18 protein-coding genes are annotated in these 21196 nt (G+C 71.7%); 8 read left to right on the top strand and 10 right to left on the bottom strand.

Going from position 1 to position 21196, the window contains the following annotated elements; translation table 11 throughout:
* Positions 1-145: 145 nt before the first annotated feature.
* Together AB0C36_RS04975 and AB0C36_RS04970 are read left to right on the top strand one after the other, a co-directional pair.
* The gene (locus tag AB0C36_RS04975; RefSeq protein ID WP_358349334.1) at positions 146-1156 is read left to right on the top strand and encodes an alpha/beta hydrolase family protein; all 1011 of its coding nucleotides are present in this window, start codon (positions 146-148) and stop codon (positions 1154-1156) included.
* 159 nt (positions 1157-1315) lie between these two features.
* Complete coding sequence (locus tag AB0C36_RS04970) at positions 1316-2491, top strand: amidohydrolase family protein (RefSeq protein WP_358349331.1); 1176 nt, start codon at positions 1316-1318, stop codon at positions 2489-2491.
* 29 nt (positions 2492-2520) lie between these two features.
* On the opposite strand, the gene AB0C36_RS04965 is transcribed toward AB0C36_RS04970, so the two are convergent.
* Positions 2521-2934, bottom strand: a complete 414-nt coding sequence (locus AB0C36_RS04965; protein ID WP_358349328.1) for a TrmH family RNA methyltransferase — start codon at positions 2932-2934, stop codon at positions 2521-2523.
* A gap of 291 nt (positions 2935-3225) precedes the next feature.
* Positions 3226-3828 carry a CGNR zinc finger domain-containing protein gene (locus AB0C36_RS04960; RefSeq protein WP_358349450.1) on the bottom strand — a complete coding sequence of 201 codons (603 nt, stop codon included), beginning with the start codon at positions 3826-3828 and terminating at the stop codon, positions 3226-3228.
* Positions 3829-3937: 109 nt separating this feature from the next.
* On the opposite strand from AB0C36_RS04960, the gene AB0C36_RS04955 reads away from it, so the two are divergent.
* Positions 3938-4396, top strand: coding sequence for a VOC family protein (locus AB0C36_RS04955; RefSeq protein WP_358349325.1), 459 nt, complete (start codon positions 3938-3940; stop codon positions 4394-4396).
* 83 nt (positions 4397-4479) lie between these two features.
* Entirely contained in the window at positions 4480-5397 is a 918-nt protein-coding gene (locus AB0C36_RS04950; protein WP_358349322.1) for a pyridoxamine 5'-phosphate oxidase family protein, read from the top strand.
* Between the two features lie 670 nt (positions 5398-6067).
* Here AB0C36_RS04950 and AB0C36_RS04945 read toward each other — a convergent pair.
* The 3 genes from AB0C36_RS04945 to AB0C36_RS04935 form a co-directional block, all read right to left on the bottom strand.
* Positions 6068-6691 carry an NADPH-dependent F420 reductase gene (locus AB0C36_RS04945; protein WP_358349319.1) on the bottom strand — a complete coding sequence of 208 codons (624 nt, stop codon included), beginning with the start codon at positions 6689-6691 and terminating at the stop codon, positions 6068-6070.
* Positions 6692-6917: 226 nt separating this feature from the next.
* On the bottom strand, positions 6918-7655 hold the full coding sequence (locus tag AB0C36_RS04940) for a hypothetical protein (protein ID WP_358349316.1): 738 nt from the start codon (positions 7653-7655) through the stop codon (positions 6918-6920).
* A gap of 57 nt (positions 7656-7712) precedes the next feature.
* Positions 7713-8642, bottom strand: coding sequence for a TIGR03564 family F420-dependent LLM class oxidoreductase (locus AB0C36_RS04935; protein WP_358349313.1), 930 nt, complete (start codon positions 8640-8642; stop codon positions 7713-7715).
* A 79-nt stretch (positions 8643-8721) separates the two neighbouring features.
* Between AB0C36_RS04935 and AB0C36_RS04930 the strand changes: the two genes are divergently transcribed.
* Positions 8722-9291 (top strand): 3'-5' exonuclease, encoded by a 570-nt coding sequence (locus AB0C36_RS04930; protein ID WP_358349311.1) that lies wholly within the window; start codon positions 8722-8724, stop codon positions 9289-9291.
* Between the two features lie 57 nt (positions 9292-9348).
* Positions 9349-11001: an amidohydrolase gene (locus tag AB0C36_RS04925; RefSeq protein ID WP_358349309.1), complete on the top strand. Its 1653-nt coding sequence runs from the start codon at positions 9349-9351 to the stop codon at positions 10999-11001.
* 37 nt (positions 11002-11038) lie between these two features.
* On the opposite strand, the gene ppgK is transcribed toward AB0C36_RS04925, so the two are convergent.
* The 4 genes from ppgK to AB0C36_RS04905 form a co-directional block, all read right to left on the bottom strand.
* A complete protein-coding gene (gene ppgK / locus AB0C36_RS04920) occupies positions 11039-11815 on the bottom strand; it encodes a polyphosphate--glucose phosphotransferase (protein ID WP_358349447.1) in 777 nt (258 codons plus the stop codon).
* A gap of 151 nt (positions 11816-11966) precedes the next feature.
* A complete protein-coding gene (locus AB0C36_RS04915; RefSeq protein WP_358349306.1) occupies positions 11967-14615 on the bottom strand; it encodes a right-handed parallel beta-helix repeat-containing protein in 2649 nt (882 codons plus the stop codon).
* A gap of 301 nt (positions 14616-14916) precedes the next feature.
* Positions 14917-16086 carry an LCP family protein gene (locus AB0C36_RS04910; protein WP_358349304.1) on the bottom strand — a complete coding sequence of 390 codons (1170 nt, stop codon included), beginning with the start codon at positions 16084-16086 and terminating at the stop codon, positions 14917-14919.
* Between the two features lie 359 nt (positions 16087-16445).
* Positions 16446-17114 carry an ACT domain-containing protein gene (locus tag AB0C36_RS04905; protein ID WP_358349301.1) on the bottom strand — a complete coding sequence of 223 codons (669 nt, stop codon included), beginning with the start codon at positions 17112-17114 and terminating at the stop codon, positions 16446-16448.
* A gap of 332 nt (positions 17115-17446) precedes the next feature.
* Between AB0C36_RS04905 and AB0C36_RS04900 the strand changes: the two genes are divergently transcribed.
* Together AB0C36_RS04900 and AB0C36_RS04895 are read left to right on the top strand one after the other, a co-directional pair.
* The gene (locus AB0C36_RS04900; protein ID WP_358349299.1) at positions 17447-19060 is read left to right on the top strand and encodes a flavin monoamine oxidase family protein; all 1614 of its coding nucleotides are present in this window, start codon (positions 17447-17449) and stop codon (positions 19058-19060) included.
* Positions 19061-19149: 89 nt separating this feature from the next.
* Positions 19150-19797, top strand: a complete 648-nt coding sequence (locus tag AB0C36_RS04895; RefSeq protein WP_358349296.1) for a Rid family hydrolase — start codon at positions 19150-19152, stop codon at positions 19795-19797.
* A 311-nt stretch (positions 19798-20108) separates the two neighbouring features.
* On the opposite strand, the gene AB0C36_RS04890 is transcribed toward AB0C36_RS04895, so the two are convergent.
* On the bottom strand, positions 20109-21131 hold the full coding sequence (locus AB0C36_RS04890; RefSeq protein WP_358349294.1) for a tetratricopeptide repeat protein: 1023 nt from the start codon (positions 21129-21131) through the stop codon (positions 20109-20111).
* Positions 21132-21196: the final 65 nt, after the last annotated feature.

Here is a 21196-nt window from a genome sequence, read left to right as displayed (position 1 = left end):
GTCGTCCCGTCACTCCGTGGTCGGCGCGCGGGACCGGCTTTCGGCAATGCGGTTCCTTTCGGAATCAAGGCCGCCGGTTCCGCCGCGCGGCCGAGGTACGCCCCCCGATATCCCCCCGGATATCCCCCAAGAAGGGTGACGCACCATGACGCATCCCCCCGACAGACCGCACCGCCGCCGGCCCCGGCGCACGGTCGGCCTGCTGCTGAGCGCGATCCTCGCCGCGCTCTCCCTCCTGTTCGGCGCGATCCCGGCCAACGCGGTCACCCCGGTGCCGCCGACCCAGCCGGGCACCTACAAGGTCGGCACCTACGAGTTCCTGTACTGGACCGGTGGACCCGGGTTCCAGAACGCGCGGGTCTCGTACCCGGCCACCTCGGACGGCTGGCTCAAGCCCGCCGACAAGACCGAGGGCAAGTACCCGATCGTGGTGCTCGCCCCGGCGTCCTGGGTCGGGTTCGACTACTTCGACTGGGCCATCGGCTACCTGACCTCGCACGGCTACATCGTGCTCAGCTACTACCCGCCGAACCTGCTGTCGACGGACCCGTACATGCACACCAAGAACATCAAGGCGGGGATCACCCGGCTGATCTCCGAGAACGGCGCCTGGGGCAGCCCGGTCAAGGGCATCGTGGACACCGGCAGGATCGCGGCGGCGGGCGTCTCGCTCGGCGGCGCGGGCGCGCTCACGGCTGCCGCGCAGGACAGCCGGATCGACGCCGTGGTGGCGATGACGCCGGGGTACGACCCGGCCGACCCCGACCTGTACAACCGCGTCGAGGCCGACGTGCGCAACATCCGGGTGCCGACGCTGATCGAGAGCGGCCAGAACGACTGCATCTCCCCCGGAGCCGGCAAGCGCTACTACAACGACGTCTCCGGCACGTACAAGCAGTACGTCGAGATCGGCGGCGCGAACCACGTGCAGTTCCTCGACGACCAGGGCGTGAGCGTCCCGATCCCGGGCGTTCCCGAGGACTGCGACCCGGGTGTGTCGTACGACTCGCAGCACTACACCGGCAACGTCTACGCGACCGCGTTCCTCGAGTACTTCCTCAAGGGGCGCACGCAGTTCGGCACCTACCTGAACGGCGCGTACGCGCAGGCCGACCGCGCGTCCGGCGTGCTGTCCGACCTGCTGTTCCAGCCGTAGCCGCGGACTCCACCCCCTTGCGGCGCGGGGTCCGGGGGCGTGCGGCGGCACGCCCCCGGACCCACAAAAGTCAGACTCCCTTACCTTGTGCCCGCGGCCCGCGCGCCGCACAATGTCCCCGAATACTTAACCGAGGCAAGCGATCTACGAGGTGGGCGCATGAGTTTCGTCTTCGACGCCGACAACCACTACTACGAGGCGATCGACGCGTTCACCCGCCACCTCGACCCGCGCCTCGGCGGCAGCGTCATCCAGTGGTGCGAGATCAACGGGCGCAAGTACCACGTCATCGGCGGCAAGGTGAACCACGCGGTGGTGAACCCTACCTTCGACCCGATCGCGAAGGCCGGCGCCATGTCCGAGTACTTCCGGGGCAATCCGGAGGGCCGCAACCCGCTGGAGTTCCTGCGCGAGCGCGAGCCGATCCGCCCCGAGTACCGCGACCCGGCGGCGCGCGTGCGCGTCATGGACGAGCAAGGCCTCGACAAGGTCTGGCTGTTCCCGACCCTCGGCATGATCTACGAGGACGCCCTCAAGCACGACCCGAAGGCCGTCGGCCAGCTGTTCCGTTCGTTCAACCGGTGGCTGGAGGAGGACTGGGGCTGGAACCACGCGGACCGCATCTTCGCCGCGCCGTACATCGCCCTCGCCGACCTCGACACCGCGATGGCCGACCTGGACCGGGCACTGGAGAACGGCGCCCGCGTGGTGTGCATGCGGCCGGCGGCGCCGACCACGACCGACGGGCCGTTCACCCCGGGCGACCCGGTCTTCGACCCCTTCTGGGCGCGGGTCAACGAGGCGGGCGTGCCGGTGGTCGTGCACGCCGGCGACAGCGGCTACTCGTCCAACGGCTACAGCCGCAAGCAGGGGCTGTCCACGGACTTCAAGGGGCACGGCAAGCCGTCGGTCACCATGCTGTGGACGATGGAGCGCCCGATCTACGACTTCCTCGCGTCGCTGGTCCTCGACCGCGTCTTCCACCGCTTCCCGAACGTGCGCGTCGTCTCCGTCGAGAACGGCTCGGAGTTCCTCGGCGACCTGTTCCGCAAGCTGCGGTCGGTCAACCGCAAGGTCCCGGGGCTGTTCCCGGAGGACCCGGTGGAGACCTTCCGCCGGCACATCTGGATCAACCCGTTCTGGGAGGACGACGTACACGAGACCGTCGAACTCATGGGCGCGGACCGGGTGGTCTTCGGCTCGGACTGGCCGCACATCGAGGCGCTACCGAACCCCCGGGACTACGAAGTCGAGGTCAAGGACTTCGACGAGGAGACCCGCGCGAAGATCATGGGACTGAACGCCGAGGAGCTGAACACGCCCCGGCCCGCCTGACCGCGGGCGCCGGGTTCCGGCCCGCGCCGTCACACCAGTCCGGCGAGCTTGTAGAGGACGAGGGACCCGGCCACCGCCACGTTGAGGGTGGTGCCGGTCCCCACCATCGGGATCTCCACCACCTCGTCGAGCAGGTCCAGGGCTTCGGGCGGGATGCCGTCACGCTCGTGGCCGAGCACGGCGACCGTGGTGCCGCGGGCGGGGCGCAGGTCGGCGAGGCGTACCGCGTCCTCCGCCAATTCGACCCCGACCACCCGGGCGCCGCGCTCGCGTTGGCAGGCCAGCCAGGTGAGCTGGTCGCCGCTCCAGTGCACGCATGCCGGGCGCCGCAGGGTGTTCCCGCGCGCCAGGGCCTCCGGCACCCAGGGAAAGCGGGGTACGGCCAGGCAGGCGCCGACCGCATCGCAAGTCCGCAGCATGGTGCCGAGGTTGGCGTTGTGCATCGGCCACAGGGGCGCGGCGTAGAGGTGGTCCCAACACGCGTGGGCGCGGGGACGCCGGGAGCGCCTCAGATCGGCGCGCGTGCTCTTCCGGATCGCGGGGGCGATGCCCCGCCCGCTCGCCGTCACGCGGACGAGGAGGCGGACCCCCTCGCGCGGCCGGTGCGGCCGTGGCCGCACTCCAGGGCTGACAAGTCGTCACTTCTTCTCATGCACAGGGCACTTCGCGGTGTGCCCGGACCTTCGCCGAGTGATACGGGACGTCCAGGATAGGCGATCGCGGACGCGGCGCGGTCAGCCTTTGTGCCGCTCGTGGTAGCGCGCGACGCGGGCGCGGTTGCCGCAGCCGGCCGAACACCAGCCCCGGCGCGGGTGGTTCTTGACATAGAAGAGCACGCAGCCGGGGCCCGCACAGGAACGCAGCGACTCGCGGTCGCCGCCGCCGAACAGGTCGATCGCGGACGCGGCGAGCGCGGACAGCGCGGCGAGCGGGTGGGGGTCCGCAACGTCGACGGCGATGAGTATGCCGTCGGCACCCATGGACAGGCGGGGTACGCGCGGAGCCGCGGCGGCCGATTCGTTGATGCTCGCGATCGCCGCCGCGTCGGGCGTCGCGCCGTCGACGAGCGCGCGGGAGACCGTACGGATCGCGTCCCGCAGCGCGGCGTACCGGGGGAGGTCGGCGGGTCGCAGCCCGGCGAGTGCGGCGTCCGCGACGCCGTCCGGGAACGCGTCGGCGTGCTCGGTGAGCCAGGCCGCGAGCGATTCGGGGGCGGCCAGGGCGTCGTGCACCCCGCCGCGCGTCCCGCGCACCGCGAAGCGCGTGTTGCCGAACTCGACCGCCAGCGGCTCCCCGAGTGCGGGGGCCCCGCTGCCCTCGGCCTTCGGGATGATCATCCTGTCCACCCCCTAATGGTAGTACGGCCTTGCATCCATGTGTGATTCCTGCCAGAGTATCTAATGTCAAGATCCAAGGTGAGACATTAGAAGATCTCGGAGGACCAGCATGTCGACGACCACCACCCCCGCCGGCCTGACGACCGGCCACATCGGGCTCAACGTGACCGACCTCGACCGGTCCGCGGACTTCTACACGAAGGTCTTCGGGCTCGACGTCGTCAGCCGCGACGACGAACAGGGCTGGGTGTTCCTCGGGGCCGGCGGCCGACTGGTGCTCACCCTGTGGCGGCAGAGCGAGGGCGCCTTCCGCACCGACGCCCCCGGGCTGCACCACCTGTCGTTCCAGGTGGCCGACGTCGCGGCGGTACGCGCCGCCGAGTCCGTCCTCAAGGAACTGGGCGCGGTGTTCGCCCACGACGGCGTCGTGCCGCACGGTGAGGGCGCCGCATCCGGCGGCATCTTCTTCACCGACCCGGACGGCATCCGGCTGGAGATCTACGCCCCCACCGGCGTCGAGGGCGTGGCCGCTCCGTCGGGCGAGGCTCCGACCTGCGGCTTCTTCTAGACCGCCGCAACCTGCGGCTGCCACATCCCGGGGCGGCCGCAACCTGGACCGCCGCAACACGGCCCGCATCCGGAGGAAGACCGATGGACCGCAGATACCACCGCGGCGAGATCGCGGTGCAGGAGCGCGCGGGGGTCGCCGACCGCGCGGCCCACGCCGAACGTGCGATCGGGACGACCGTCCCGGCCGTCGCGGCCGACTTCCTGGCCGCCCAACCGATGATCGTCGTGGGTGCGGCGGACGGCGACGGCCGCGTGTGGGCGACCGTACTGACCGGCCGGCCCGGGTTCGTCCGGGCTGTCGGCGACACGGCGGTGACCGTGGCCGCCCGGCCCCGGCCCGACGACCCGCTGGCCGACGTACTCGCCGACGCGTCCGGGACGGGAGTGCGTGTCGGCATGATCGCCATCGAACCCGGCACCCGGCGGCGCATGCGCATGAACGGGACGGCCCGTCCGACCGGCGGAGGCCTGCACGTGGACCTCGACCAGGTCTACGCCAACTGCCCGAAATACATCAGCAAGCGCACGCCGGGCCCCGCCGCCGTGGCCGGAAGAGACGCGGCGGCCGTACGCGGCACCGAACTCACCGCCCCGCAAAGGGCGGCCGTCACGTCCGCCGACGCGTTCTTCATCGCGACCGCCGACACGGAGGGCAACACCGACGCCTCGCACCGGGGTGGAAACCCGGGCTTCGTGCACGTGCCCGCGCCCGACCGCATCGTCTGGCCGGACTACCCCGGCAACTCGATGTTCATGACGGCGGGGAACCTCGCGGTCAACCCGGCGGCGGGCCTGGTGTTCCCGGACTGGCGTACCGGCGGCCTGCTGCACGTCACCGGCACCGCCCGCACGATCTGGGACGCGGACCGGGCCGCCGCGTACCCGGGGGCGCAGCGGCTGACGGAGTTCGCGGTGACCAGGGTCGTCGAGGTGCCGGGCTCCACCGGGCTGGTCTGGTCCGCGCCGGAGTACTCCCGGCACAGCCCCGAACTGTCCTGACGGGCACCGCCCGACGTACGGTCCGCGCCAACCGTCCGGCGCCCGTCGGGCACCGGGAATGCGCCAACCGCACGTCATGAAGGCCGGCCACCATTGCGGTGGCCGGCCTTCACGGCGCCCGCTCGCGGCAGTCCGCAAGGCCCCCGCTCCTCCGCCAGGACGAGACCCGCCTCCGCGAATACTCCATGCGCGGGATGCCCCGAGCGCCCGGCATCTGCCACTCTTGGAGGTGTGCTGCGGCGCGGTCCCGACGGACCGCGACTGCCCGGGGGGAGATCCATCGTGATCGTTGCTTTTGTACGCCGTGGGACCGGCGCCGCCGCGAAACCCGTCGGCGCCCGGTCGGAGGGTTGGCGGGAACCATCCCCCACGCGCGATACGTTGTGGGGGAAACGGGGGACGACCGAAACCTTCACGACTGCCACCACCGTGGTCCATCGCCGCAACGCGACTTGACCACGCCTCGCGCCCCGGGCGCACCGCACGCCTAACTCCCCCCTTGGCGTGCCGAGTGCCTGGCCGTTACGCCCTTCGCGGGCAGTACCGGGTCCCGGGCGGCGGCCACCCCCCCTGCCGCCGCCCGGGATGTGCACTTCGCGTAGTTGGTGGCGCGTACGCTGCCGTTGCCCCCGCGGGCCGGGTCCTCAGCTTCCGGACCAGGCCTCGCCGGTCAGCCGGCTGAGGCCGGCGGCACCACCTTGACGTTGAACTCGTGCGTGCCCAGCGCGCCGGCGATGCCGAGGAAGAGGAGCGCGAAGTGCTCCTGACCGCGCGCGGTCGCGATGCCGCCGAGGTCGAGCACACTCTCGCGCGGCCAGCCCAGGTCGACGAGGAGGCCCGTCACCTCGGCCTTGGCCGCGGCGTCGTCGCCGGACAGGAAAAGGGTGCCGGGCTCGCCCAGGCGGCCGGGATCGTCCATGACCGACGACGTGACGGTGGCAAGCGTCTTGACGACGGGGACACCGGGGAACGCCCGCTGGATCTCCTCGCCCAGCGACTCGCGCGGATGGGACAACCCCTCGGCGGTGAAGCCCACCGCGATGTCGAGGATCGTCCTGCCGGTGAACGCCTCGGCCCCGATGCCGGTCAGCAGCGCGACCGACTCCGTGCCCGGGGTCGCGTTGACGACGATGCGGCCGTGCACCACGGCTTCCTCGACGGTCACCACGGGAGCGGGCAGCCCGACACGGCCCTCCGGCACCCGCGAGCCCAGCACGACGTTGTGTCCGGCGGCGACCCAGCCGCGAGCGACCGCCTGCGCGACGTTTCCGGTTCCTACGATTCCAATGTCCATGATCGGGTCAACGGTCTCCCTCGCAGGAACATTTCTCCAACGGGCGCTTGTCCGGAAAGCGCGGCCGTGACGAGGTGACCGTAGCGCGCGGCTTCACCCGAACATGGGCTTCCCTGGTTCACCCGGTCCGGCCTGCCTGTCCGACCTGTCCTGCCTGTCCTGCCTGTCCGGCCGGTTCGTCCTGTCCGGCCCGTCCTGGGTTTTTCGGCTTGTTCGTCCTGTTCGCTCAGTCCCGGCTGTCCGCCTCGCCGGCTTCGGCCGTCTCGTGCACCTCGCGCGCCCCATGTACGGCGGCGCCGAGGCCGAAGTGTGCGGCCAGCTCGTCGGCGAGATCGTCGAGCGGGCGCGTGCCGTCCGTGACGATCGTGTGCAGCCCGAGGCGCGCCGCCTGGCGGCGGACCTTGCGGTCCCACAAGGCGTCGCGCATCAGGCGCTTGGCCAGCACCTCCGGGCACCCCGTGTCCACGTGCCGCTCGAACATGACCAGGGCACGGAACTCCGGTGTGGGCAGCAGGAAGACCGCCTGCCGGGGCGAGGTGAGCAGCGGCGCCAGGTGCTCGGGCAGGATGCCGAAGTAGTCGACCAGGAGCGGGCCTTCGTCCGGCCGGGCGAGCAGGTCCTCGGTCAGGTGCGCGAGCGTTTCGCCGTGCACGCTGGGCGTGGCCTTGAACGCCTGCTTGGGGGTCCGACCCGCCCAGAAGCTGCCCGGCGGCAGGCGGGACAGCGCGAACAGGTTCGGGTGGCCGGGACCCGAGCGGGCTATCCAGCCGAGTTCGGCGTCGTCTCCATGGCAGACCGGGAGGCCGTACCGCGCTCCCAGCAGGCGTGCCAGAGTGCTCTTTCCCGCTCCGGTGCCGCCCGCGATCCAGCGGATGCGGGACAGGCGGGCGGCGACCGTCGTGACCGGCGCGGCGGGGAGGGACTCCCGGGGCACCGGCTCAAGGCGTTCCGGCGTCAACGTCATAGCGGTGATTTTCCCGCTATGTCATGCCCTGTACCTCGGACCTTCCCCCGGCATTCGTCAAGTCAGCGAGGCGAGGAACTCCTCGGTGCGCAGCAGCGATTCGGCCCGGTCCGGGCCGAGGCCGAGCGGGGCCGCCATGAGGTCGGTGCCGCCCGCGTCGGCGTACGCGCGCACGCGCTCCGCGACCGCCTTCTCGTCGCCGATGAGCGCCACACTCGCCGGCGCACCGGCATCGCCGATCGCCAAAACCCGCTGGTACGCCGGGATTCCCTCGTACATCGCGAACATTCGCGCGGCCTTTTCGCGCCCCGCGTCGGCGTCGTCCACGATCGCGACGGGCAGCCCCACGATCACACGCGGCGCCGTACGGCCCGCCGCCTCCGCCGCCGCGTTGATGCGCGGGGCGATGTGCTCCCCCACCGCGCGCTCGTCGGCCCAATACGTGATCGTGCCGTCGCCGACCTCGCCGGCGAGCTTGAGCATGAGCGGGGCGAGCGCCGCGACCAGCACCGGGTAGGGCGAGCCGTCGGGCACGTCGAGCAGCGCGTCCACGCGGTACACCTCGCCCTCGTATGCGATGCGGTCCATGCCGCCCGCCTGGGCCGCCTTCAGCACCTCCACGTACTCGCGGACGTGGCGCGCCGGCCGGTCGTAGGACAGGCCGTGCATCCCCTCGATCACCCCGGGGTGCGACGGCCCGATCCCCAGCGCCAGGCGTCCCCCCGTCGCGGCCTGCGTCGACATGGCCTGCTGCGCCATGGCCAGCGGGTGCCTCGGGTACGTCGGCACGACCGCGGTGCCCAGCTCGATCCGCGACGTGACCGTGCCCGCCAGCGCGAGTCCGGTCAGCGCGTCCAGGCTCCACGGCATGTGCGGCAGCCAGGCGGACGCGAAGCCCGACTCCTCCGCCCGGCGGGCCCGTTCCAGCACTCCGTCGATACTCGTGCGCCCGCCGCTGACGTCGCCGATGAAAACGCCGATCCGCATGCCCGCCTCCGATGTGCGACCGCTGCCGCGGTGCGAAAACCTGTTCCGTACGTGGTACCAGGGCTGCTTGGATCACGCCATGGCGAAGCGACTGCTCGACCGGATCCTCGTGGTGGACATCGAGGCCACCTGCTGGGACGGCACCGTCCCGCCCGGCGAGACCAACGACATCATCGAGATCGGCGTGACCGAGTTGGACGTGGCGACCACCGAGCGCTCCGGCCGGCGCGGCATCCTGGTACGCCCCGAGCGCTCGACCGTCGGCGCGTTCTGCACCGAGCTGACCACGCTCACCCAGGCCGACGTCGAGGGCGGCGCCACGTTCGCCGAGGCGTGCGCGACCCTGCGCACGGAGTACCGCTCGCACGAACGGGTGTGGGCCAGTTGGGGCGACTACGACCGGCAGCAGTTCGAGCGCCAGTGCCGCGACCTGGGTGTGCCGTACCCCTTCGGAACCCGGCATGTGAACGTCAAGACGCTGTTCTCCCTCGTGCACGCACTGCCCCGGGAACTCGGCATGGCCGGCGCCCTGGCACACCTCGGCCGACCGCTGGAAGGCACCCACCACCGGGGCGTCGACGACGCCTGGAACATCGCCGGAATGCTGGCGGACCTGCTCGGAGCCGGCCGGAGCACCGACCGGAAATGACCGGGTGGGCGCGTTTTGGCCTGCTTCAGTGATCAACCCCCGGGGTATCGGGCGGGGGTGAGCACCGTCGCACCCGATCCGGGACGCCCCGCCGACCACGACGCCGACCTGCTCTTCCTGGGCCGGGTCGTGACGATGGACCACCAGAGACCGCGCGCCGAAGCGGTCGCGGTCCGGGACGGCCGCATCACCGGCGTCGGCACGCGCGACGAGGCCCGGGACTGGACAGGACCGGTCACCCGCGTCGTCGAGTTGGGCGGCGGCTGCCTGCTGCCGGGCTTCGTGGAGGCGCACGGGCACGCGATCGCGGAGGCCAGGCTCTTCGGGACGGATCTGGTAGACATCCGGCCCATGACCGTGGCGACCCCGGACGGCGTCGTCGACACGATCCGCAAGACACTGGCCGCGCGCGGCTCCGAGGGTGCGTCGTTCATCGGCTGGGACCCGATCGGGCACGGTCCCGGCCTCCCCGACCCGACCCTCGCGTGGCTCGACGAAATCGCCCCGGACGCACCGCTGGTCATCATCACCCAGTCGGCGCACCTGGGGTTCTTCAACACCCGGGCGGCCGAACGCGCGGGTGTCCACAGCGGCGTGCCCGATCCGCCCGGCGCGCGCTTCGGGCGGGACGCGCGGGGCCGGCTGACCGGCGCCGCGTACGAAGCGGGGGCGATCCGCCGCCTCTTCCCCGACCGGCCCGGCCCGCGTGAGCAGCTCACCCGCGCACTCGCGCGCGAGGTACGGCGCCTCAACCAGGTCGGCGTCACCACCATCAGCGAGATGGCGTGCCTGCCCGAGTGGCGTCGGGCCCTCCTCGACCCCGCGCGCGACCTCGACCAGCTGACTGTGCGGCTGCGCCTGTACGCGCCGGTCGAGGACGCCCCGCCGCAGGGCCACAAGCCCGGTGCCGGCGACGACATGATCCGCGAAGTGGGCGTCAAGATCTGGGTGGACGGCTCGCCGTGGGTCGGCACCATCGCGGTGTCGTTCCCCTACCTGGACACGGAGTTGACCCGCAGCCTGGGCCTGGGGCGTCGGCCGCGGGCCAGCACGAACTACTCGTGGGACACGCTCGCGGCGCTGGTGGAGGCGTACTTCCCGCTGGGCTGGCAGATCGCCTGCCACGCGCACGGCGACCTCGCGATCGACATGGTGCTCGACGCGTACGAGAGCGTTCTGTCGCGCTACCCGAGCCGCGACCACCGGCTGCGCCTGGAGCACGTCGGGGCGATGCGCCAGGACCAGTTCGTGCGGGCGGCCGGACTCGGCGTCACGGCAAGCGTGTTCATCGACCACGTCTACTACTGGGGCGAGGTCCTGACCGACCAGCTGTTCGGGGAGACGTACGGCGCACGCTGGGCCGCGGCCCGCTCCGCGGTCGACGCCGGGCTGCGCATCTCGCTGCACAACGACCCGCCCGCGACGCCCGAGAACCCGCTGCACAACATCACGGTGGCGACCACGCGGCGGTCGCGGGAGGGGCGCGTGCTGGCCCCCGAGGAGTGCCTGACGGTCGATCAGGCACTGCGCGCGGAGACGATCGACGCCGCGTACCAGCTGTTCTGCGACGACATCACCGGGTCGATCACGCCGGGGAAGTACGCGGACCTGATCGTACTCGGCGCCGACCCGCACGACGTCGCGCCCGAGGAGATCAAGGACATCGAGGTGCTGGCGACGTACCTGGCCGGGCGCCGGGTGCACGGCTGACCTCTCGCCCCGGATGGGGCCCGGACGGTCAGGACTGTCAGGACTTGGGCAACAGGGCGTCCCCACAGCCCTCTTGGGCCGCGAGCGCGGCGCCGACGATGCCCGCGTCGTTGTGCAGCGACGCGGGCACGATCTCGGCGCGCACGTGCTTGATGTGCGGCAGGAACTTGTCGGCCTTCTTGCTGACCCCGCCGCCGATGACGAACAGCGACGGCGAGAAGAGCATCTCCAGGTGCAGCAGGTACTTCTGCACGCGGTGCGCCCAGTGCTCCCAGCTCAGGTCGTGCTCCTCGCGCACATTGCCCGCGGCGTGGTGCTCCGCCTCGTGGCCGTGCAGTTCGAGATGCCCGAACTCGGTGTTGGGGACGAGCACTCCGTCGTGGAAGAGCGCACTGCCGATGCCGGTGCCGAACGTCAGAACCAGGACGGTCCCCCCGCGGCCCTGCCCGGCACCGAAGCGCATCTCGGCGATCCCGGCCGCGTCCGCGTCGTTCACCACCGTCACCGGCAGACGCAGCGCCTCGGCGAAGACCTTGCGGGCGTCGAGGTCGACCCAGCCCTTGTCGACGTTGGCCGCGGTGCGCGTCGTCCCGTCGACGACGACACCGGGGAACGTGACGCCCACCGGTCCGCGCCACGAGAAGCGCGCGACGATGTCCCGGACCACCTCCACCACGGGGTCCGGGGCCGACGGCTGCGGCGTCAGGATCCGCACGCGCTCGTGCAGCAGGCGTCCGGCCGCGGTGTCCACGGGAGCGCCTTTGATCCCCGTGCCGCCGATATCGATGCCCAGACAGGTGTCCACGATGCCCATCTTCACCTGTTGTCCATCTTCGGGCCACGTACGCCACGATGTCGCGACCGGTTCGTTGTTGCACGGGTCGCCATACGGCCCAGCACACCACCCGGGCGGCGTACCGGGGCCCGGAGGGAGCCGACGGGAGCCGTCCGCCGGGCGGGAACCGTCAGCCGGGCAGGTCCGGCAGATCGGCGGCGTGCAGGGTGCGCAGATCCTCCATACCGGCCTCGGGCATGCGGGCCAGGCGCGACGCGTGGTTCTCGATCATCGTCTCGAACGTGCGGCGCGCCTCGCGGGCGTTACCGAAGCCCGTGCCGCGCGGCAGCCTGCGGAAGTAGGTGAGCAGTGAGCCGCGGGCCGCGTCGGTCAGCACGTACTCGTGCTCGGCCACCTGCTTGCCGGTGATCTCGACCAGTTCCTCCGCGGCATAGTCCTCGAACGTGATGGTGCGTGAGAAGCGGGACCCGAAGCCGGGGTTGGAGGACAGGAAGCGCTCCATCTCGTCGGTGTATCCCGCGACGATCACCACCACGTCGTCGCGATGGTCCTCCATGAGCTTGACGAGCGTGTCGATCGCCTCGCGCCCGAAGTCTCGGGACGGGTCCGGCGGTGCGAGGGAGTACGCCTCGTCGACGAACAGCACGCCGCCCCTGGCCCGGTCGAAGACCTCCTTGGTACGCGGCGCCGTCGAGCCGATGTGCTCGCCGACCAGGTCGACGCGCGAGACCTCGACGAGGTGTCCGCGGCGCAATACGCCGAGTGCGGCGGCAATTTCGCCGTACAGCCGGGCAACTGTCGTCTTGCCGGTGCCCGGTGAACCGGTGAAGACCAGGTGGCGCCGGAGGGTGGGCGCCTTGAGCCCCGCCTCCTCGCGGCGCCTGCCGACCGAGATCAGGTCGATGAGATTGCGCACCTCGCGCTTGACGGACTCCAGGCCCACCAACGCGTCCAGCTCGCCGAGGAGTTCCTCGGGACTGCGGGACGCGGCGTCGCCTGCGTCGTCGTCGCCTCCCGGGCTGCCGCCCTCGCGGGCGCCGGGCACCGTCAGGCGCTCGGTGAGGGTCGCGACGCCGGCCTGCTTCGACTCGGGCCGCAGCGTCGCCGGGACCGCGCCGCCGTCCCCGCCGCCGGAGCCGGGTCCGTCGCCCTGCGACGTGCACTCGGCGGCGATCGGACCGGAGTCGGCGAACTCGAAGCCGCCCTTGGCGTTTCCGCGCGTACGGCAGCGGGTGAACGACGGCTGGCAGCCCTCGCGCACGTGGATCGCGAAGCCGCGGCCGTTGGCGACCTCGCAGTCCTCGAAGTCGCCGCGGCCGCCGCCGGAGACCCGGATGCCCTCGCCGGAGGCGCGCTCGACGGAGACGCGGCGTACCGTCGGACCGGCCGCGCCGGTGACCGAGACGCCGTCGGTGACGTCCTCGATCACGCAGTCGGCGACGATGCCGCCGCAGTCCGCCTCGGTGAACCACACCCCGGTGGTGCCCTTGCGGATGCGGCAGCCGTTGACCGACACGATCGCGCCTTGGCCGACCGAGACCGCGGTCTCCTCCACGTCGTGGATCTCGCAGCCCTGCATGGACAGCCCGGTGCCCACCCCGCCGACCTTGACCGCGTCGAGCACGTCGTGGATGCGGCAGTCGCCGAGGGCGGCGTCCGCGCCGTCGCCGACCCAGACCGCGGGGTGCCCGCCGGTGGAGTCGTGGAACTCGCAGTCGATGACGGACGCGCGGGCGCCCCGGTCCGCGATGGACAGGCCGTTGCGTCCGAAACTGCGCAACGTGCAGTTGGTGAGCGTGACTTCGCTGTGCCCGTGGACGTCGACGCCGCTGCGGCCGGTGTCCCGCAGGCGGCAGCCGACGAGCGTCGCGGTGGCGCCGCGGTCGACGGACACGCCGTTGGCCTCGGCATCCCGGATCCGGCAGTCCTCCAGCGTGAACTCCGCGAGGTCGTCGACCTGCACACCGGTGCCCTTGACCGCGGTGATCTCGGTACGGACGGCCGTGCCGCCGCTGGACTGCCCGCCGACCGAGATGCCGGCCCATCCGACGCGTTCGATCCGGCATTCGGTGACGGTCGGCGCCGCGCCGCCCGCGACGCACACGCCCCCGCCGCCGACATCGTGGATGTGGCACGAGATCAGTTCGGGCATCGCCTGGTCGCCCGCGAAGACCGCCGGCTCGGTGTCGGAGCCGTCGTGGATCTCGCAGTTGGAAACCGTGCCTCCGGTTCCGGGGCCGCTGAAGCGCAGGCCGTGGCCGGAGATGTCGCTCAGGCGGCAGTCGACCACCTCGGGCCGCGCGCCGTCGCGTACGTCCATGCCCTCGCGGCCTGTGCCGGAGATCTCGCAGTCCTCGAACCGGCCGCGAGCCAGGCCGGTGACGCCGACGCCTATCCCTTGCGGGTTGCCGATGCGGCAGCGGCGCAGCACGGGGTCGGCTCCGCCGCGGACCTCCACGGCCACGACCGAGACGGCGCGTACCGTCAGTTCCTCCAGTATCGGCGAGCACGCGTCCACCACGATCGCGGACGACAGCACCCCGGCGCCGCCGGTGACGGTGAGGCCGTGCACGGCCGCATCGGCGAGCACGGTGAGGGCGACGCCGTCCTCGGCCTCCAGGAATACGGTGCCGGGTCCGTCCGCGCAGGTGACGGTCACCGGGACGCCGATGACGACGTCCTCCTGATAGGTCCCGGAGGCGACGGTCACCGAGTCACCCGGCGCCGCGGCCGCGAGCGCCGAGCCGATCGAGGAGTACTCCCCCGAACGGCGCCGCCAGCGGGTGCCCTGCACGACCTGAAGAACCCGACCCGCCATGGCGCGCCTGCCACCAACCCCTCGGTATCCCGTAGTTCGACCGGTGAATCACCGTAGCCAGGCCCGGCGCACGCACAGCGCGGGACATGGTCACCTGCACCGTACAGTCCAACGACGGGGGGTCACGCCGAGGTCACGGGTAAGCGCCCACGAAACGCCACATAGTGCTAGGTCGTGTCTTCAAATTCTCGCCGGGCCCGCGAACCGACGCGAATTTGAAGACACTCCCTAGTGCGGTGGCCGCTCTGGGCACTTTTTCGAAGCGCCGGGCGGGGCGGGCGGAAAGCGCGGGCGGGCGGCGCTACGGGTCGGTGGTCGTGAGGGTCCCCGGGCTGGTCGCGGCGCCGGAGGTGCCGGTGCTTCCGGCGTTCGGCCCGGCGTCGTCGGGTACGACCGCCGCCGACTCGTCGCGCAGGCGGGCGAACTGCACGTCCGCCTCGGGGCGCACGAGGGCGAGCCGGTTCGGGTCGGGTGCGTAGGTGGTGATCGGGACCGTCTCGAACTTCACCGCGTTCTGCGGGATGTTCTTGAGGCTGTTCAGCAGGTCGTACAGGTCCCTGAGGGTCCCGAGCGCCGGGTCGGTGGTGATGGCCTTGGTGGCGGCGTCGAGGATGCCGTACAGGCGTGTCGGGCTGGTCAGCAGGCTCTCGTTCTTGACCTTGGCGACCATCGCGGTCATGAACAGCTGCTGCCGTTCGATGCGCTGGAGGTCGCTGCCGTCGCCGATGCTCTTGCGGGCCCGGACGAAGCCGAGGGCCTGCTCGCCGTTGAGCGTCACGTCGCCCGCCGGGAGCTGGAGCTTGGCCGCCTTGTCGTCGATCGGCTGGTCGAGGTGGATCGGGACCCCGCCCATCGCGTCGACGAGCTTCTTGAAGCCGGTGAAGTCCACGGTGATCTGGTGGTCGACGCGGACCCCGGTCAACTGTTCGACCGTCTTGATGGTGCAGGCGGTGCCGCCCACCTCCATCGCGCTGTTGAACATGCCGAAGTAGGCGCGCGACATCGTGCCATCGCCCTTCTGGCAGGACGGGACGGCGACCATGAGGTCGCGCGGGAAGCTGACGCCCAGTGCGCTCTTCCGGCCCTCGGGGACGTGCAGCAGGACCGTGGTGTCGGACCGCTGCGTGTCGCCGGGGTCGCTGCCGTACTGCGCGTTCTCACCCGCCCGGGTGTCCGTGCCGACGAGCAGGATGTTGAGCGCGTTGGTGGCGACCGGCCGGTTCTTGTCGTCGCCCAGCTTGGCGGCGAAGTCCTCGGTCTTGATGTTGCCGTTGAGGCGCTCGTACGCCCACCACGCGAGGCCGCCCGCGGCCAGCAGCAGCACCGCCAGCCCGGCGGCTATGCCGATCAGGATGCGCCTGCGACGCCGGCGGCGGCCCGTGCGCCGCCGCCCGACCCGGCTGTTCCGCTCCGGATCGGGACCGTTTCCCGTGCCATCGGCCGTGGCCGGGGGCTGATGCTCTTCCTGCACAGATGTCGCTTTCTGCTGGCCCCCGGACTGCCCAACCGCCAGATCTCGCGCATCGTGCGCTCGGCACACCCGGAACATGGCCGCGCCGGGCCCCCTGTGCACCCCGAAGCGACGGAGTGGCGGCCCCCGCGGTTCCGGTTTTCTACAACTGTGCCACCTAGCACATAAGCCTGCGATATAGGTATTAATCGCCATAGAAGCTTAAAGCATCCGAATGACCGCCACTCGGCCACGGCACCCGACCGGGCCCGACCGGCCGTGCCGGGCGGGCGGCCCGCGGACGTCGGGCCGAGGTGCGCGGGTCGGGGTATGCCGTGCCGAGGTACGTCGGACCGAGGTGCGTCGGGGTCGCCCGGCGGTCAGGTGGGTTGGGCGGTGCGGGTGGGACGCGGGGCGGCCCGGCTGCCCAGCACGCCCAGCACCACGTCGACCAGGCGGCCGAGGCGCTCCAGCTCGCTGCGGTGGAAGGCCGGACCGTCGGTGCGCACCACGAAGAGCGTCAGCCAGGACAACCCAATGGGCGCGGCCGCGCCGTACACGCCGGGGCCGTGCAGGTCCTTGTCGAACTCCAGGGCGAGCGGGCGCAGCGGCGACACGGAAGGCAGTTGCGGGGAAGCGGGTGCCTGCCAACTGGAGTGCACGACGGAACGGGACTTGCTGCCGCGCGTGGCCACCGCCCATTCGGCGTGGAAGAGCGCGGGCGAGGCGTCGACGAGTGTGGCGACCGCGCGGCCGGGGTCGCGGGCGACCTGGCCGAGGACGTCGAGTTCGGGGGACGCCCCCGGCACCTCGCCCGCGGCCCAGCAGCCGTCGACGCGCACCCCCGCCAGGCTCTGCAGGCTCTCGACCAGGCGGCCGATCGGCCGCTCCCCCGGCCACGAGACGGTGAACTCGTCGACGGCCCGGCCGGTTTCCCGTTCCAGGACGCTCATCTGCAGCACGTCGGCGCCGGCAGTGCCGAACGCCTGGGTGACCCGGGCGAGCGAGCCGGGCCGGTCGGGCAGGGAGACACGCAGGCGGAACAGCATGCGGAGACCGCCTCCTTCGGCTGTGCGCATCCGCGTGGTGCGGACGGCGGTTCGGTGCCCCGGGTGCCGGGCCCGGTCCGGACGCGGCCGTCCGGTCGGCCTTGCACCCGTACCCGATTTCGGTACCCCTGGGATGACGAGTATGGGGCTGTTCCGATCATCTGTTCAGTCCATTTCGCGCATGTTGCGAAGTGGTGACACGCGTGTGCGCGTCACCCGCGGGCCGGAACCGCGTTCACTCCCATGAGTTTTTGACAACCCCCCGGAAACCGTTGCGCCATCCGGGCGCAACAGCGCTCCCGCAGGATCCATCGCGATCACTAGGAGGTCGCATGGAAGTTCCGCTGAATGCCGAAACGTCACGCCGCAGCCTGCTGCGCTCCATCGGGGTAGCCGGCGGAGCCGGTGTCCTGTACTCGACGATGGGGGCGATGGGACTCGCTCCCGTCCCGACCGCGGAGGCCGCCCCCTACAAGCCCCCGTCGCAGTCCGACTTCACCCTCACCGGTCGCGGGCGCAAGAAGGTCGTCGTCCTCGGGGCGGGCATCGCGGGGCTCGCCGCCGCGTACGAGCTGGGCAAGGCGGGGTACGACTGCCGCATCCTCGAGGCCAAGAACCGCCCCGGCGGCCGCAACTGGACGGCCCGCGGCGGCACCTCCGAGACCGACCTCGACGGACGCACCCAGCGGGGACGCTTCAGCGAGGGCCAGTACATGAACTGCGGCCCCGGCCGCCTCCCCCAGTCGCACGTCACTTTGGACTACTGCCGTGAACTCGGCGTCGAGCTGGAGGCGTTCGTGAACGCCAACGCCGACGCGTACATCTACCACGACGCGGCACCGGCACTCGCCGGGAAGCCGATGCGCTGGCGTACCGCCAAGGCGGACGTCTACGGCTACATATCCGAGCTGCTCGCCAAGGCCACCGACCAGGGCGCTCTGGACGCCGCCCTGTCGCAGGCCGACAAGGACCGGCTGATCTCCTTCCTGCAGAGCTTCGGCGCGATCAAGGGCAAGGCGGACGGCTTCAAGTACACCGGTTCCAGCCGCCGCGGCTACTCGGTCGAGCCCGGCGCGGCGCACGAGCGCGGCACCGTCCTCGGTCCGGTCCCGTCGCTGTCGGACGTGCTCGCCAGCGGCGTCGGTCAGCGGTTCTCCTTCGAGTTCGGCTACGACCAGGCGATGATGATGTTCCAGCCGGTCGGCGGCATGGACGCCATCCCGAAGGCGCTGGAGCGCGCGGTGGGCCGCCACCGCATCACGTACGAGGCATGGGCCACCGGTGTCGCGAACGTGCCGGGCGGCGTCGAGGTCTCCTGGAAGGACCGCAGCGGCCGCGAGCGCGTGGAGCGCGCCGACTTCTGCGTCGTCGCCACGCCGCCGCACATCGCCGCCCGGCTGCGCCACAACCTGGGCGCGAACGTCACCTCCGCGCTCAAGACCCCGACCCCGCTCGCGGTCGGCAAGATCGGGCTGGAGTACCGGCGCCGTTGGTGGGAGGCCGACGACCACATGTACGGCGGCGTCGTGCCGACGGACCTGGACCTCGCCACGCTGTGGTTCCCCTCGACCGGCTACCAGGGCCGGCGCGGCACCGTCATCGGCTACTACCACTTCGGGGCCCAGGCGGAGACGTACGGCAAGCTCACGCCCGAGGAGCGCACCAAGCGGGCCGTCGACCAGGGCGTCAAGATCTTCGGCGAGCGCTACCGCAAGGAGCTGGACACGTCGTTCAGCGTCGCATGGCACCGTACGCCGGGCTTCGAGGGCGGCTGGGTCGGCTGGCCCAACCAGGACGGCCCCGAGTACAAGCTGCTCAACGAGCCGCAGGGCAACGTCTACTTCTCCGGCGACTGGCTCAGCCACACCATCGCGTGGCAGCACGGCGCCTTCACCTCGGCGCGCAAGGTCGTGACCGAGATCCACCAGCGGGTGATGGCGGCATGAGCGAGGGGGGTCTTGTGGAGAACACTGCCGCGCAGGCGGTCTTGGACACGGGGGCGGCGGACGGCACATCCGCGGGCCGCGGAACCGGAATGTCGCGTCGCAAAAAGGCCGTCGTCGCGGTCGGTTCGGCGATCGTGATGTTCGGCGCCGGCATCGCGGTCGCCGAGGCGCACAACAACCGCATCGGCGACAAGGAAGTCCGGGTCATGCTGCCCACGGGGCAGAGCAACCCGGCCATCGCGCAGGGCGTGGGCACCGGGCACGAGGTCGCGATCTACACCAGCAGCGGGCTCGGCCCGGGTGCGCTGAACCCGAGCGCGCCGGCCAACAGCCCCGAGCGCTTCACCGACCCGACGATGACCGCCGGCGCGGAGGGGGTCAGCGTCACCGAGGCGCAGGCGCTGGTCGTGCTCAAGGCGATCCAGGACAACCTGAAGGCGGCCGGGCTCACGCCCGCGGACGTCATCACGATGAAGTGCTACCTGATGAAGCCGCCGGGCGCGGCGTCGGCCGACTACGCGGGCTGGAACCGGGCGTACCGGCAGTTCTTCGCGAACATCGACCTGCAGACGCGCAAGCCGGTGCCGGTGCCGATGGGCACGTCGCCCGCGAAGGCACCCATCCTGGCGAACAACGCGCGGCCGGCCCGCGCCACGATGGAAGTGGTGACCCTCGCGGTGCCGGGGTGGCTCGTCGAGGTCGAGGTGACGGCGGCGTACCCGAAGAGCCGCCGGTAGCGGCTCCGCCGTCCGGGTGACCGGTCGGACACCTGGACGCCGGGACGCGCAAGGCGGAGCGGGGGCGAGGCAGTGGATACACCAGTGGACTTACCGGCGACCGCGCTGCTGTCGACGGCGTCGGCGGCGCAGTCGTCCGGACGGTTGCCAACGCAGTTACCCCTGGTGTTTCGGGCGGCGGCGGTACGACACAGGCAGGAGTACGACAGTCGGGCCGCAAAGCGGCGAGAGGCGGGACCCGTCGGGGTCCCGCCTCTCGTTGCGTCCGGGCGGTCGCCGCCGCGGTGTACGGCCGGTCCGGCGCCGCGGCCTCAGGCCGCCTGCGACTTGGCGCCCGTCTGCGGCTTGGCCCCCGCCTTCGGTCCCCATGTCCACCAGTCGAGCGCGCGGCGGGCGTTCTCGGTGTCGGCATGGTCGTTGCCGAGGATGCGCGTGCAGTCGGCGCCCAGCGATTCGAGCAGCGCGCGGGCGGTGCCGGGGTCGCCGGACTCGCCGGTCCAGTGCGCGAGGTTGTGGCGCATCACGAGCGTGTCGGGGTGTCCGGCGCCGAGGGCGCGTACCGCGTCGGTCACCAGCGATCTCAACAGGTCGCGGGCCCGGACCTGGTCGCCCGCCTCGCCCGTCCACACCGCCTGGTCGTGCCGCGCCAGCAGGGTGTCGCGGGCCTCCGCCCCCAGGACCTGCTCGCGTTCGCCCGCGATGTCGGTCATGAGGCGGGCGGCTTCGGCGGCGTCGCCCGATCGGCCGATCCAGTGCGCGTGCTGGTGGCGGTTCGTCAGCGTGTCGGCGTGGACCGGGCCGAGCACGTCGGTGCAGCTGTCGACGACCGGGCGCAGTATGCGCGCGGCGGCCCCGGCGTCGCCGCCCTCGCCGATCCAGCGCGCCCACGCGGCACGCGCGTTGAGCGTCTCCGGGTCGTCCTCGCCGAGCAGTTGCACGTAGTCGGCGGCGACGTTGCGGGCCAGCGCCTCGGCGGTGACCGCGTTGCCGGACACTCCGAGGCAGAAGGCCTGGTTGTGCCGTGCGAGCAGGGTGTCGGGGTGCTGCGCGCCCAACAGCTGCGCGTACTCGTCCACCAGCTCGCCGAACGCCGTGGCGGCCTCGGCGACACGCCCCTCCTCGCCGAGCGCCCGCGCCCATTCGGCGCGCGCGTCCAGCGTGCCGGGGTGGTCCGGCCCGAGCTCCTTCAAGGCGGCCTCCGCTTTCTCGTGCAGCGCCTCTATTCGGCTCACGTCCCGCGCGGCACCTGCCGCGTCGTGGCCCGCGACCCGCGCGCTTTGCGTCGCGTCGTTGTCGACACCCATCGCCGTACGCCCTCCCTCGGCCTTCTCCACACCTCTCTCCCCGGTCCGATTCTGCGCGAGATCGGACCCCGAAGCGTGTATATGACGACGGTACG

It is taken from the genome of Streptodolium elevatio (assembly GCF_040649515.1).
GTDB lineage: Bacteria > Actinomycetota > Actinomycetes > Streptomycetales > Streptomycetaceae > Yinghuangia > Yinghuangia elevatio.
Note: the sequence above shows the minus strand (reverse complement) of the source record. Positions and strands in the feature narration are given on the sequence as shown.

Excerpts from the sequence above, each read along its gene's own strand:
- AB0C36_RS04915 (WP_358349306.1), bottom strand. The coding sequence starts at position 14,615 with ATGGCGGGTCGGGTTCTTCAGGTCGTGCAGGGCACCCGCTGGCGGCGC.
- AB0C36_RS04940 (WP_358349316.1), bottom strand. The coding sequence starts at position 7,655 with ATGACGTTGACGCCGGAACGCCTTGAGCCGGTGCCCCGGGAGTCCCTC.
- AB0C36_RS04960 (WP_358349450.1), bottom strand. The coding sequence starts at position 3,828 with ATGATCATCCCGAAGGCCGAGGGCAGCGGGGCCCCCGCACTCGGGGAG.
- AB0C36_RS04975 (WP_358349334.1), top strand. The coding sequence starts at position 146 with ATGACGCATCCCCCCGACAGACCGCACCGCCGCCGGCCCCGGCGCACG.
- AB0C36_RS04965 (WP_358349328.1), bottom strand. The coding sequence starts at position 2,934 with ATGCACAACGCCAACCTCGGCACCATGCTGCGGACTTGCGATGCGGTC.
- AB0C36_RS04900 (WP_358349299.1), top strand. The coding sequence starts at position 17,447 with ATGGAAGTTCCGCTGAATGCCGAAACGTCACGCCGCAGCCTGCTGCGC.
- AB0C36_RS04950 (WP_358349322.1), top strand. The coding sequence starts at position 4,480 with ATGGACCGCAGATACCACCGCGGCGAGATCGCGGTGCAGGAGCGCGCG.
- AB0C36_RS04955 (WP_358349325.1), top strand. The coding sequence starts at position 3,938 with ATGTCGACGACCACCACCCCCGCCGGCCTGACGACCGGCCACATCGGG.
- AB0C36_RS04970 (WP_358349331.1), top strand. The coding sequence starts at position 1,316 with ATGAGTTTCGTCTTCGACGCCGACAACCACTACTACGAGGCGATCGAC.
- AB0C36_RS04945 (WP_358349319.1), bottom strand. The coding sequence starts at position 6,691 with ATGGACATTGGAATCGTAGGAACCGGAAACGTCGCGCAGGCGGTCGCT.
- AB0C36_RS04930 (WP_358349311.1), top strand. The coding sequence starts at position 8,722 with ATGGCGAAGCGACTGCTCGACCGGATCCTCGTGGTGGACATCGAGGCC.
- ppgK (WP_358349447.1), bottom strand. The coding sequence starts at position 11,815 with ATGGGCATCGTGGACACCTGTCTGGGCATCGATATCGGCGGCACGGGG.
- AB0C36_RS04905 (WP_358349301.1), bottom strand. The coding sequence starts at position 17,114 with ATGCTGTTCCGCCTGCGTGTCTCCCTGCCCGACCGGCCCGGCTCGCTC.
- AB0C36_RS04935 (WP_358349313.1), bottom strand. The coding sequence starts at position 8,642 with ATGCGGATCGGCGTTTTCATCGGCGACGTCAGCGGCGGGCGCACGAGT.
- AB0C36_RS04895 (WP_358349296.1), top strand. The coding sequence starts at position 19,150 with ATGTCGCGTCGCAAAAAGGCCGTCGTCGCGGTCGGTTCGGCGATCGTG.